The organism is Pandoraea vervacti (assembly GCF_000934605.2).
GTDB classification, from domain to species: Bacteria; Pseudomonadota; Gammaproteobacteria; order Burkholderiales; family Burkholderiaceae; genus Pandoraea; species Pandoraea vervacti.
In genome coordinates this window covers 246910-260362 of sequence record NZ_CP010897.2, presented here as the reverse complement: position 1 = coordinate 260362, position 13453 = coordinate 246910, and the positions used below count along the sequence as shown (strand labels likewise).

General features: G+C 63.9%; 10 protein-coding genes. 3 read left to right on the top strand and 7 right to left on the bottom strand.

From position 1 onward, the window contains the following. Positions 1 to 472 precede the first annotated feature (472 nt). The 7 genes from UC34_RS01110 to gatC form a co-directional block, all read right to left on the bottom strand. On the bottom strand, positions 473 to 3649 hold the full coding sequence (locus UC34_RS01110) for an efflux RND transporter permease subunit (RefSeq protein ID WP_084070283.1): 3177 nt from the start codon (positions 3647 to 3649) through the stop codon (positions 473 to 475). After that, positions 3646 to 4884, bottom strand: a complete 1239-nt coding sequence (locus UC34_RS01105) for an efflux RND transporter periplasmic adaptor subunit (RefSeq protein WP_084070281.1) — start codon at positions 4882 to 4884, stop codon at positions 3646 to 3648. The genes UC34_RS01110 and UC34_RS01105 overlap by 4 nt, the downstream gene beginning before the upstream one ends. Before the next feature lie 160 nt (positions 4885 to 5044). Beyond that, positions 5045 to 5851, bottom strand: coding sequence for a polyphosphate kinase 2 family protein (locus UC34_RS01100; RefSeq protein WP_044453328.1), 807 nt, complete (start codon positions 5849 to 5851; stop codon positions 5045 to 5047). 240 nt (positions 5852 to 6091) lie between these two features. Then, positions 6092 to 7564 carry an Asp-tRNA(Asn)/Glu-tRNA(Gln) amidotransferase subunit GatB gene (gatB, locus tag UC34_RS01095; protein WP_044453327.1) on the bottom strand — a complete coding sequence of 491 codons (1473 nt, stop codon included), beginning with the start codon at positions 7562 to 7564 and terminating at the stop codon, positions 6092 to 6094. Positions 7565 to 7717: 153 nt separating this feature from the next. Further along, positions 7718 to 8191, bottom strand: a complete 474-nt coding sequence (locus UC34_RS01090) for a hypothetical protein (protein WP_044457591.1) — start codon at positions 8189 to 8191, stop codon at positions 7718 to 7720. Between the two features lie 56 nt (positions 8192 to 8247). Beyond that, a complete protein-coding gene (gene gatA, locus UC34_RS01085; protein WP_157122964.1) occupies positions 8248 to 9738 on the bottom strand; it encodes an Asp-tRNA(Asn)/Glu-tRNA(Gln) amidotransferase subunit GatA in 1491 nt (496 codons plus the stop codon). A gap of 144 nt (positions 9739 to 9882) precedes the next feature. Further along, on the bottom strand, positions 9883 to 10182 hold the full coding sequence (gatC, locus tag UC34_RS01080) for an Asp-tRNA(Asn)/Glu-tRNA(Gln) amidotransferase subunit GatC (protein WP_044453326.1): 300 nt from the start codon (positions 10180 to 10182) through the stop codon (positions 9883 to 9885). Positions 10183 to 10732: 550 nt separating this feature from the next. Between gatC and UC34_RS01075 the strand changes: the two genes are divergently transcribed. The 3 genes from UC34_RS01075 (at position 10733) to mreD (ending at position 13451) form a co-directional block, all read left to right on the top strand. Continuing rightward, entirely contained in the window at positions 10733 to 11776 is a 1044-nt protein-coding gene (locus UC34_RS01075) for a rod shape-determining protein (protein ID WP_010805637.1), read from the top strand. A 184-nt stretch (positions 11777 to 11960) separates the two neighbouring features. Then, complete coding sequence (mreC, locus tag UC34_RS01070; protein ID WP_044453325.1) at positions 11961 to 12929, top strand: rod shape-determining protein MreC; 969 nt, start codon at positions 11961 to 11963, stop codon at positions 12927 to 12929. 9 nt (positions 12930 to 12938) lie between these two features. After that, entirely contained in the window at positions 12939 to 13451 is a 513-nt protein-coding gene (gene mreD, locus UC34_RS01065) for a rod shape-determining protein MreD (RefSeq protein WP_044453324.1), read from the top strand. Positions 13452 to 13453: the final 2 nt, after the last annotated feature.

Below are 13453 nucleotides of genomic sequence, written 5' to 3'. Positions count from 1 at the left end.
GGGCGATTTATGCCCGAATTTGCGTCGCCGCGTTGTCGCGTGCAGCACGCGTCTTTCGCAAATTGACATTCGGTGCAAGCAAGAAATCGCCCATTGGCGTGTCGTTTCCGATACCTCTGGACGCGCCTCGACAATCGCGAAATTCGTCGCGAAATGCGAGGAAAAACAAGACGGGGGCGGGAGACCGGCCAACAGGACGTCGGCCGCTACATCAAGGTGAAAATAGGAATGCGACTAAACGCAAAACAAGGGCCTTCGACGGCGTGCGCGAAGATTAGGAATCAGCCATTTCACAAGCGAAGTGGTGTGGTTTTTTCGATGTTTTGCGTGACATGTGCGATCGCGTCATGTCGTGCGGACGAGATTCGAAGGCGCGCACCCGGCATGCGCGCATGATGCGCGCCAACGCCGGGAGCATGGACGGCGTCGGTGGCGTCGGCGACACCAGGTTCACCGACGCCGACCGTCTTGCTCAATGCACATGACCGGCCGTGAATCCCTCCACGGGCTCGGCACGCTGTGCGCCTTGAGAATCGTGCGCGTCGTGAGCGCCATCGGCGCCCCTGCCGCCATCGTTCGCTGCCTTGTCGCCGGGCAGCACCAGCGGGCCGTTACCGGCGAAGCGATCGAGATAGAGATAGATGACCGGCGTGATGTAGAGCGTAATCACCTGCGAGAACAGCAGACCGCCCACCACGGCCAGACCGAGCGGCTGACGCAACTCCGCCCCGGCCCCGAGTCCGAGCGCGATCGGCAACGCGCCCATGAGCGCCGCGAGCGTGGTCATCATGATCGGACGGAAGCGCAACGCACACGCCTGACGAATGGCCTGTGTCGGTGTCATGCCCCCGTTTCGCTGCGCGTCGAGCGCGAAGTCGATCATCATGATGGCGTTCTTCTTCACGATACCGATCAGCATCAGAATGCCGATCACCGCGATGAGCGACAGGTCCATTCCGAACAGGCGCAAGGTGATCAGCGCGCCAACGGCGGCCGACGGCAGCCCCGCCAGAATCGTGAGCGGGTGAATGTAGCTCTCATAGAGCACCCCTAGCAGCACATAGATCACCAGCAAGGCGCCCACGAGCAGCACGACCTGACTCGACTGAGACTTCTGGAATGCCGCCGCGTCGCCGCCCCAGCTCGTGATGATGCTTGGCGGAAAGCCGAGCTGCTGCTGGAAGCCGACGATCTTCTGCGAGGCGTCGCCCAGCGCTGCGCCCGGCGCAAGGTTGAACGACAGCGTCACGGCCTGCAACTGGCCCTGATGGTTCACCGACACCGGCCCCATCCTGCGCTCGACGGTCGCAACGGCCGAGAGCGGCACCAGCGCACCGCCCTTGCCGCGAACATAGATCTTGTCGAACGCCCCTTCGTCGCGACGGTCGTTGTCGTCCGCTTGCAGAATCACCTGATAGCTGTCGCTCGGCGTATAGATCGTGGAGACCTGGCGCTCCCCGAACGCGCTGTAAAGCGCACTGCGAATATCGCCGATGGCCACGCCCAGCGTGTTCGCCTTGTCGCGATCGATCGTGAGCTGCGCTTGCAGGCCCTTCATCTGTGCGTCGGTCGTCACGTCGCGAAAGATCGGATCGGCGCGCATCAGGTTCATCAGCCGGTCGGACCACGACTGCATTTCGCCTGGCTTCACGCTCTGCATCACGTACTGATAGCGGCTCTTGCTTTGCTTGCCGCCCAGTTGCAGGTTCTGCACCGGGTTGAAGTACACGTTCAGTCCCGGCACCTGTTTCACATCGCGCCGCAACGCTTCGAGCACCTCGCTCATGTGCGCACGTTCGCCATGTGGCTTGAGGTTGATGAACATGCGCCCCTGATTGCTGTCGTTGGCCGACACGATGACCGTCTCGACGGCAGGATTGGCGCGGATGATGTCGCCCGCCTGCCGCAGCAGTGCCGACATGGCCGCGAACGAAATGTCCTGCGCGCCCTCGGCCGTCACCTGTACCTGCCCGATGTCTTCGCTCGGGAAGAAACCCTTCGGAATGGTCGCGAACAGCACGCCGGTCGCGATGAATGTCGCGCCCGCCGCGCCCATCACCCATTTGCGGTGTGCGAGACACCAGTCGACGCTGCGCACATAGGCGTTCTGCACCCACACGAAGCCGTCCTCGAACCACTGCGTTGCCCGCAGCCCCAGCCCTTCGTCCTGTTCGTGCTTGAGATAGCGGCTGCACAGCATCGGAATCAGCGTGAGCGACACGGCAGCCGACACGAGAATCGCCAGCGACACCACCACGGCGAACTCGTGAAACATCAGCCCGATTACCCCCGGCATGAAGAAGATGGGGATGAACACGGCCACCAGCGAAATGGAAATCGAGAGAATCGTGAAACCCATCTCGCGCGAGCCGACGAGGGCTGCACGCAGCGGCGGCACACCGTTCTCGATGTGGCGCACGATGTTCTCCAGCATCACGATGGCGTCGTCCACGACCAGACCGACCGCGAGCGTAATGCCGAGCAGCGAAATGTTGTCGATGGAGTAACCCATGCCCTTCATCAGCGCCACCGTGCCGATGAGCGACACTGGCAGCGACATCACGGGAATGAGTGTGGCGGCCAGCCGGCGCAGGAACAGGAAGATCACCAGCGTGACGAGAATCACTGTGAGCGCGAGTGTGAACTGCACGTCGTCGATCGACTCGCGGATCGAGACGGAACGGTCGTTGAGCAGCTTGACCTGAATCGACTGCGGCATTTGCTCGGCCAGACGCGGCAGCGCCGCCTTGACCTGATCGACCGTCGCCACCGTGTTGGCATTGGGCTGGCGCAACACCGCGAGCACGATCGAGCGCTCGCCGTTGACCCAGCTTCCCGTCTTCACCGATTCCACGCTGTCCTGCACGTCGGCCACGTCGCGCAGATACACCGGATTGCCGTTCACGCTGGCGATGATGAGATTGGCGAACTGCTCGGCCTTCGTCATCTGCCGGTTGGCTTCGATGGTCAGCGTCTGACGGCTGCCGTCGAGCGTGCCCACGGGGCTGTTGGCGTTGGCCGAGGCCAGTGCGCGCGCCACGTCGTCGAGCGTGAGCTTGCGCGCGGCCAGCGCGTCGGGGCGTGCCTTGACCCGCACCGCAAAACGCTTCTGTCCGAAGATGAGCACCTGCGCCACGCCGGGCAGCGTGGAGAGCGTGGGGGAGACGAGGTTTTCCGCATAGTCGTCGAGTTCGGCCAGCGACATCGACGGCGAGTTCATCGCGAGGAACAGGATCGGTGCGTCGGCCGGATTGACCTTGCGGTACGACGGCGGCGTGGTCATCTCCACCGGCAGCTTGCGCTGCGCGCGAAACAGTGCCGCCTGCACGTCGACAGCCGCCGCGTCGATATCGCGGTCGCTGTCGAATTCGATGATGATCGAGGTGGTGCCCTGCGTGTTGGTCGAACTGATGACCGCGACGCCCGCAATCGTCGAGAACTGCTTTTCCATCGGCGCCGCCACCGACGCCGCCATCGTTTCCGGACTGGCGCCGGGCAGCGTGGCGGTGACCTGAATGACCGGAGAGTTGTAGCTGGGCAGGGCGGAAATGGGGATCTGGCCGTACGCGATCAGCCCGGCCACGACCGCCGCCACGCACAGCAGAATCGTCATGACCGGGCGGCGGATGCAGAGTTCCGAGAGGTTCATGGCGCTTTCCCTGCGCCTGCGGCGCCACCTTCGCGCGACGCGACGACCGTCACCTTGTTGCCCGGGCGCAGGTTTTCCGCGCCCTCCTGCACGACCTTCGTGCCGCCGGGCACGCCGTCGACCACGGCGAGCTTCGCTTCCACATAGCCGACCTTTACCGCTTTGGCGCTCACCTTGCCGTCCTCGCCGATCACATAGACGAACTTGCCGTCCGGACCGGTTTGCACCGCCTGCGGCGGCACCACGCTCGCCTGCCTGAGTACGCGGCCAATCACGGCGACGTTCAGGTACATGCCGGGCCACAGCTTCGCGTCGCGATTGTCGTAGGCCGCTTTCAGACGGATCGTGCCCGTCTGCGAATCCACGGCGTTATCGATGAAGCTGAGCTGACCGGTGGCCGTCACTCCCGTGGTGCCGAGCGTGGCCGTCACCGACACGGGGCCACCTGCACGCGCGGCCTGAAGTTCGGCCAGCGCGCCTTCAGGCAGCGTGAAACTGATGTCGATCGGATCGAGTTGCGTGATGCTCACGAGCGCCGCCCCGCCCGGCGTCACGAGACTGCCCGGATGCACGTTGATCGCGCCGGTGCGACCGTCGATGCCTGCGCGAATCTGGTTGTAGTCGACCGCCACCTGACTGGCGGCAATCGCGGCACGATCGGCGGCAACCTGCGCGGTGAGGCTGTCCACGCTGCTTTGCGCCGTATCGAGCGCGCTTTGCGAGACGAAATGCTCCGCGATCAGTTGCCGCGTCCGCGCGAGCGAGCGACGCGCGTTGGCGAGATCGGCTTCGTCCTTGGCGAGTTGCGCCTGCACCTTCTTGAGGTTCGCCTCGTCCATACGGGCATCGAGCGAGAACAGCAACTGTCCCGCTTTGACGAAATCGCCTTCCTTGATGTGGACCTGACGGATCGTGCTGGAGATTTGCGGACGAACGTCGATCGTCTGGCGTGCCGTGACCGTGCCGTTGGCGATGAGCCGCACCGGCACATCGCGCACCTCGACCGTCGCGACCGTCACCGAAGGCGCAACGGCTGTCTTGACCGGCTTCTCCGCGCCGCGCGAGCGCAGCCAGAGCGCGCCACCCGCCACCAGCACCACTGCGAGCAGGCCGACGCCCCAGCGCCGCGCCGCGGGCTTGCTTGTCCTATCCGGTTGACCCGGCTTATCCGTCCCCGCCTGCCCCCGGGCAGCCGCCTCCCCCGGCAACGGCCGGCGGGCGTTCTCGTCACTCATCTTCTTCCCCGTTTCCCCATGCGACGCCCTCTTGCCGGTCAGGCCCCCGCCTGTCCGGTTGCGTCTGTTTCTAGTGATAAAACCATCGCGTACGCGCACTGCTATTCAGAGCATTGCGCTGCTTCATTTTTTGTCTTGCGACTGCCCATGCTGCGCTGCGTCATTCCACCTTCATGCCCGTCAATTCGGGCCGGGCCGGCGGATAAGTCAGCTTCAGCTCGCTCAATACGTGCACCAGCAACTCTGCCACCATCAGATTACGGTGACGTTTCGAGTCGGAAGGCACGATATACCACGGCGCATGTTCCGTCGACGTTGCCGATAACGCGGCTTCGTAGGCCTTTGTGTATTGCGGCCAGAAGCTGCGTTCCTTGAGGTCGCCCAGCTCGAATTTCCAATGCTTGTTCGGGTCGTCGATGCGCTCCTGCAATCGCTTGCGCTGCTCCTCCGACGAGATATGCAAAAAGCACTTGATGATGTGCGTGTTGTTGTCGATGAGCAGTTGTTCGAAGTTGTTGATGTGCGTATAGCGACGCTTGCACTCGTCCGCATCGATCCAGTCGTGCACGCGCGTAATGAGCACGTCTTCGTAATGACTGCGGTTGAAAATGGTCAGCTCGCCGGCGGCGGGGACCACGGCGTGAACGCGCCACAGAAAGTCACGCGCCAGTTCGATCGGCGTGGGCGACTTGAAGTTGGCGACGCGAATCCCCAGCGGATCGACGTTCTGGAATACCGCGCGGATGGTTCCGTCCTTGCCGCTCGTGTCCATGCCCTGAAGGACGAGCAGGACCCGGTGCCTGCTGTTGGCGTGCAGAATCGTCTGCAACTCGTCGAGCTTGAGCGCCAACTCGGCCATACGCACCTTGTCGTCATCCTTGTTCGCGCTGGAAAAGGGTTTGTCGGCCGGGTCGAAGGCCGACAGGTCCAGCTTCTTGCCGAGCGGTACGCGGTATTTCTCGAACATCGCCAACTCCTGCCGTTTCAGTTAGCTGGGAGTATGGCGCAATTTGCGGGGGGTCCAAAAAAGTCCCGGCATAAGGGAAGTCAGGTGGACGATAAGCCAATAGGCGAATAGGAGAATCGGCGCGTCGCCATGCCCGAAGGGCAAAACAAAAGGCGCGGCGCCGAATCTCGGCTACCGCGCCCTTCGTTCATCACGTTTTACCGGTGTCTGTTGCCGCCGGTAACGCGTCATCGACCTTCGTCAGGCACCCAGCTTCTTCTTGAGCAGTTCGTTGACCTGTGCCGGATTGGCCTTGCCCTTCGTGGCCTTCATCGCCTGACCGACCAGCGCATTGAACGCCTTTTCCTTGCCCGCGCGGAACTCTTCGACGGACTTGGCATTGGCGGCCAGCACTTCGTCGATGATCTTCTCGATCGCGCCCGTGTCGGTAATCTGCTTGAGCCCCTTCGCCTCGATGAGGCGATCGGCCGCGCCGTCGTCGGTCGCACGCGCCTCCCACATCAGCTGGAAGACTTCCTTGGCGATCTTGTTCGAGATCGTGTTGTCGGCGATACGGGCGAGCAAACCGGCAAGCTGTGCGCTCGACACCGGGCTCGCGTCGATGCTCAGGTCTTCGCGATTGAGCATCGACGACAATTCGCCCATGATCCAGTTCGCGGCGGGCTTGGCGTTCGCCTTGCCGGCCTTCGCCACCACGGCTTCGAAGTACGCGGCTTGCGCCTTCGACTGCGTGAGCACGGCGGCGTCGTAATCGGACAAGCCATACGACTCGACGAAGCGAGCCTGCATGCCTGCGGGCAGCTCCGGCAGCGCGGCGCGCACGCGCTCGATCCATTCGCTGTCGATCACGAGCGGCATCAGGTCCGGGTCCGGGAAGTAACGGTAGTCGTGCGCGTCTTCCTTGCTGCGCATCGAACGCGTTTCCTTCTTGTCCGGGTCGTAAAGACGCGTTTCCTGCACCACCGTGCCGCCGTCTTCGATCAGTTCGATCTGACGACGCACTTCGTACTGAATTGCCTCTTCAAGGAAGCGGAACGAGTTCAGGTTCTTGATTTCGGCGCGCGTGCCGAATTCCTTCTGGCCGAGCGGACGCACGGACACGTTGGCGTCGCAGCGGAACGAGCCTTCCTGCATGTTGCCGTCACAAATGCCGAGCCAGACGACCAGGCCATGAAGCGCCTTGGCGTATGCCACGGCTTCGGCCGCGCTGCGCATTTCCGGCTCCGTCACGATTTCCAGCAGCGGCGTGCCGGCACGGTTCAGGTCGATGCCGGTCATGCCGGCAAAGTCTTCGTGAAGCGACTTGCCTGCATCCTCTTCGAGGTGAGCGCGCGTGAGCGTGACCACCTTTTCGTAGGCTTCGCGACCGGTGCGGGCATCGGCTTCGACCTGAATCTTCAGCGAGCCGCCCTGCACCACCGGGATTTCGTACTGGCTGATCTGATAGCCCTTGGGCAGGTCCGGGTAGAAGTAATTCTTGCGCGCGAAGATGCTGCGCGGCGCAATCGTCGCGCCGATGGCCAGACCGAATTCGATGGCACGCTCAACCGCGCCGCGATTGAGCACCGGCAGCACGCCCGGCAACGCCAGATCCACCGGACATGCCTGCGTGTTGGGAGCCGCGCCGAACTGCGTCGATGCGCCCGAGAAAATCTTGGAAGCGGTGGAGAGCTGTGCATGCGTCTCCAGACCAATAACGACTTCCCATTGCATAAGGTTCACCCTTGTCTCAACTTGTGGGCACGGCGCGTGTCGCCCTGCCTTTGCTGCCGGTCGGCCCCGGGTTCATCCCCGGAGGCGACCGGCCTGTTCCTGTTCGTCGCCGCTAATCGGCGCTTACTGGTACTCACTGGCACCTACCGTCGCTCACCGGCGCGTGCCGCGTGCGCAGATGCCCGACTGCGGATCGAAGCTCACTGGCCACGCCGTCTCGTAGACGCCCGGCGTGCAATATGCCTCGCAGTTCGCGTGGCCGATGGTCACATTGCCCGGGTCCTGCCAGATCAACAGCTTGCAACTGCCGCGGTTGGCGCGCAGCTCGATGCTCGGGCGCCACTGCGTCTGGTGAAAATCCGCCAGATTGAAATGGCAACTGCCGCGATTGCCGACCCAAAGACGCCAGTCGAGGGACTGCACCTGATTGCCCTGAACCTTGAGCGTTGCCTGTTCGCGAAAACCGTCTTCGTCGGTCTGCGCGCAGTAGCCCGACAGATTGATTTCGCGATAGGCGATCGGCGTGGGACGCGAGAACGGCAACGAGCACGACGCGAGCGTGAGCACCATGGCCGCAAGCATCAGGCCACGCGCGAACAGCCCGCGCGCGGCCGGCGCGACGATCATCGGACCGGCGGCGAGAGATGTCATGTCGTCGTGTTGCATACGCGGGCCGCTCATGATCAGACGCCAGCCGGGGCGCGCTTGTGCCAGTCGGTCGCACGCTGGAACGCGTCGGCCACTTGCAGCAGGCGGGCTTCGTCGAAGTAGTTGCCGATCATTTGCAGACCGACCGGGCGCGCGTCACGCCCCGGCCCGACCGGCAGGCTCATGCCCGGCAGGCCCGCGAGGCTCACCGACAGCGTGTAGATGTCGGCCAGATACATCTGCACCGGATCGGCGCTCTTCTCGCCCAGGTTCCACGCCACCGACGGGGCGACCGGCCCCATGATGACGTCGCACTGCGCGAACGCGTTCTGGAAGTCCTGCGCGATCAGGCGGCGAATCTTCTGCGCCTGAAGGTAGTAGGCGTCGTAGTAACCGTGCGAGAGCACGTAGGTGCCCACGAGAATGCGGCGCTTGACCTCCGTGCCAAAGCCTTCGGCGCGCGACTTCTTGTACATGTCTAGCAGATCGCGGTACTCGTCGGCACGATGGCCGAAGCGCACGCCATCGAAACGCGACAGGTTCGACGAGGCTTCCGCCGGGGCGAGCACGTAGTACACCGGAATCGAGAGCTCCGTCTTCGGCAGCGATACCGGCACGCGCACGGCGCCGAGCTTCTCGAATTCGGCCAGCGCGTCGTCGATGGAGGCGCGCACGTCGGCGTCGAGCCCTTCACCGAAGTATTCGGCCGGCAGACCGATGCGCAGACCCGCGAGCGGCTTGTCGGCCGTCGCGCCATCGAGCGGCTTGCCCAGTCCACGGGCGAAGTCTTCGTCCGCACGTTCCAGACTGGTCGAATCGCGGGCGTCGAAACCGGCCATGCCATTAAGCAGCCACGCACAATCCGCGGCGCTGTGCCCGAACGGGCCGCCCTGGTCGAGCGACGAGGCGAAGGCGATCATGCCGTAGCGCGAGACGCGGCCGTACGTCGGCTTGATGCCGGTCACGCCGCAAAATGCGGCCGGCTGGCGGATCGAACCGCCGGTGTCGGTGCCCGTGGCGGCCGGCGCGAGACGTGCGGCCACCGCCGCGGCCGAGCCGCCCGAGGAGCCGCCGGGCACGGCGAGCTTGTCCCAGGGGTTCTTCACCGGGCCGTAGTAGGAGTTTTCGTTGGACGACCCCATGGCGAACTCGTCCATGTTGGTCTTGCCCAGCGTGACCATGCCGGCGTCCGACAGACGCTCCACGACCGCGGCGTCGAACGGGCTTTGATAGCCCTTGAGCATGCGCGAGCCGGCAGTGCTGTGCCAGCCGCGCGTGACGAACACGTCCTTGTGTGCGACGGGAATGCCCAGCAGCGGCTGGTTCGCGCCATCCCCTGCGGCGATACGGGCATCGGCCGCACGTGCCTGCGTGAGACTGGCTTCGGCGTCGACGTGAACGAAGGCGTTCAGATCGGCGGCAGCGGCGATGCGCGCCAGATAGTGCTGCGTGAGCTCGACGCTCGAGACGCGCTTGGCGTCGAGCGCGGCGCGCAAATCCTGCAAGTGAATCAGATCTTGTTCCATGATGGCTGCTGTGCTGGGTAGCGCATGAAAGCTGCGTAAATTTGCGGCAGTGTGTGTGCGGCAGTGTGAGCGTCGGTAGGGAGCGACAGTGACTAGCGGCGGTGGCAAGCGGCAGTGAAGCCCGCAGCGCGACGGCCTCCGGCCTCACTCGATGACCTTCGGGACCAGGTAAAGACCATCCTGGACGGCGGGCGCCGGACGCTGATTCGCATCGCGATCGACGAACTCGGTCACGACATCGGTGCGCAAACGCTGAGCGACTTTCTGAATTTGTTCGATCGGGTGCGCAAGCGGGGCGACGTCCGTCGTGTCGACCGACTGCATCTGTTCGACGAGCGCGAAGAAGCCGTTGAGCTCCTTTTCCATGTGTGCCGCCTCGTCATCGGCCAGCTCGAGACGCGCGAGATGGGCAATGCGTTTGACGTCTGAGAGATTCAAAGCCATGAAGAAATCCCGAAAAAATGCGCATTGGAGAGCAGCTGAATGCATGTCTGACGCCAAAATTAGGGCCAGAATGCGGAGATTCTGCGAACGAGTCGGAACCCGGCCTCTGTTTGACTCCGTGCATCGCGCTGCGCAGGAGGGCTGACACGCCGTGCCGCAAGGCTCCCGGGCGAAACTGCCGCGGGGGTCGAATGTGGCGTCAACGTGCTCGTTTTTCCTGCAAAACCTGCGAAATTATAAGGTATCATTGCGCATTAAATTTGCGTCGGAGCGTGTTTTTGCACCCTCCGCCGCTGTCGCGCAGGTGGGCCACGGCCAGTCCGGGGGGCGCGACAGACGATCGCGCAGTCCATTGGAAGACCCTGACGCGACGGATTTTTGACGGCAGCCCCGCCTCCTGCCCAGTACAGCATTCCTCGGTTTGTCCGCATGTTTCGCGAGCCGCCGCGTGGCGCCTGGCGATTTTTTTGCGAACAGGCCGGAACCCAGACGACAGGCAGCCGTCCCAGTCAAGTTCATTGGGCGGCCTCACGCAAACACAGGATTTTGCATGTTCGGTTTTCTTCGCAGCTATTTCTCCAACGACCTGGCCATCGACCTGGGCACGGCCAACACCCTGATCTACATGCGCGGCAAGGGCGTCGTTCTCGACGAACCCTCGGTTGTCGCCATTCGTCAGGAAGGCGGCCCGAGCGGCAAGAAGACGATTCAAGCCGTCGGTAAGGAAGCCAAGCAGATGCTCGGCAAGGTTCCGGGCAACATCGAAGCCATTCGTCCGATGAAGGACGGCGTGATCGCCGACTTCACCGTGACCGAGCAGATGATCAAGCAGTTCATCAAGATGGCTCACGAGTCGCGCCTGTTCTCGCCCTCGCCGCGCATCATCATCTGCGTGCCGTGCGGTTCGACCCAGGTCGAGCGTCGCGCCATCAAGGAAGCCGCGCACGGCGCCGGCGCCTCGCAGGTGTATCTGATCGAAGAGCCGATGGCCGCTGCCATCGGCGCCGGGCTTCCGGTCTCGGAAGCCACGGGCTCGATGGTCGTCGACATCGGCGGCGGCACGACCGAGGTGGGCGTGATCTCGCTGGGCGGTATCGTCTACAAGGGTTCGGTGCGCGTGGGCGGCGACAAGTTCGACGAAGCGATCGTCAACTACATCCGCCGCAACTACGGCATGCTGATCGGCGAACAGACCGCCGAAGCCATCAAGAAGGAAATCGGCTCGGCCTTCCCGGGCTCGGAAGTCAAGGAAATGGAAGTCAAGGGCCGCAACCTCTCGGAAGGGATTCCGCGCGCCTTCACCATCTCCAGCAACGAAATCCTCGAAGCCCTGACCGATCCGCTCAACCAGATCGTGTCCTCGGTGAAGATCGCACTCGAACAAACGCCGCCGGAACTGGGCGCCGACATCGCCGAGCGCGGCATGATGCTCACGGGCGGTGGCGCGTTGCTGCGCGATCTGGACCGTCTGCTCGCCGAAGAAACCGGCCTGCCCGTGCTCGTCGCCGAAGACCCGCTCACCTGCGTGGTGCGTGGCTCGGGCATGGCGCTCGAGCGCATGGACAAGCTCGGCAGCATCTTCTCCTACGAGTAAGCCAACGTGCGTGGTTCGTCGTCCGGCGCGGTGGGGCAATCCCTTCCCCCCCTCGCCCGGCACGACCGGCCACGCAGCAAGACCTCGCGCGCGGAGTCAGGCGTCACGCCGCTGCGTCGCGCCCGACTGACACTACTCGCGCACCGCAGCGTCTCGCTGCGCGTGCTTCCCTGAAGGGCCCACCATGCAGTACAGTCCGCCGCCACTGTTCAAACAGGGACCGTCGGCGTTGGCCCGGCTGATCTGTTTCGTCGCGCTCGCCATCGGCCTGCTCGTGGTCGACTCGCACTACAACACGCTGGAGCGGGTGCGAACCGTCGTCGGCACCGCGCTCTACCCCGTGCAACGCATGATGCTGTTGCCGCGCGACGCGATTCTGGGCGTCGCGGGATTCTTCTCGACCGAATCGCAGCTCACCACCGAGAACGGCAAGCTTCGCGAGCGCAATCTCGAACTCTCCGTGCAGGCCCAGCGCAACAACCAACTCGTGGCCGAGAACGAACACCTGCGTCAGATGCTGGCCCTGCGCGAGCGTCTGCCCGTGCCGAGCATCCCCGCGGAAATCGAATACGACACGCGCGACCCGTTCACGCAGCGTGTCGTGATCGACCGCGGCACGAAACATGGCGTCAAGCTCGGTGCCCCGGTAGTCACCGAGCAGGGCCTGCTCGGTCAGGTCTCGCGCGTCTTCCTGATGCAAAGCGAGGTGACGCTGCTCACCGACAAGGAACAGGCCGTACCGGTGCAGGTGACCCGGAGCGGCGTGCACAGCGTGATCTACGGCGGGCTGCGCGGCGACGTGCTCGATCTGCGTTTCATTCCGCTTTCGGCAGACGTCAAGGTCGGCGACGAGATCGCCACCAGCGGGCTGGACGGCGTCTACCCCGCCGGCCTGCCGGTCGCGCGCATCACCAAGGTCGACCGGGTGTCCGACACCGCGTTCGCCCGCATTCTGTGTCAGCCGGTGGCCAACCTGCGCAGCCAGCGTCAGGTACTGGTGTTGCAATACACCACGCCGCTGCCGCTGCATCCGGACGCCGCCGCCGATCTCGCGCGCGCCTCGGATCCGTCCGCCAGCGGCGGCAAGCCCGCCCCGAAGGGCGGCACGCGCGCAGACCCGAAACTCGCGCCGGGCGCCCGCAAGGGTCACTAAGGAATTCACATGTCACGACCGCAATACATCCTGCTGCCGGTCAATCCGTACTTCATCGCGCTCAGCCTCGTGGTGGCGTTTCTGGTGAACCTGATGCCGTGGGGGCATGCCCCCGCCATGCCCGACTTCGTCGCGCTGGTGCTCATGTTCTGGAACATCCACCAGCCACGCAAGGTCGGCATGGGCGTAGCGTTTCTCGTCGGGTTGCTCATGGACGTGCACAACGCCGGGCTGCTGGGCGAGCATGCCCTTGCCTATACGCTGCTGTCGTATGGCGCGATCATGATTCACCGCCGCGTCCTGTTCTTCACATTGCTGGGTCAAGCGCTTACGGTGCTGCCGCTGCTGCTGCTGGCGCACGTGGTGCCGTTCATCATCCGTCTGGCGACCGGCGCTGCGTTCCCCGGCTGGTGGCCGCTGGCTGCGAGCTTCGTGGAAGCGGTGCTGTGGCCGGTGATCAGCATTTTGCTGCTGGCGCCTCAGAAACGCGCCGTCGACCGCGACGATACGCGTCCGATCTGACG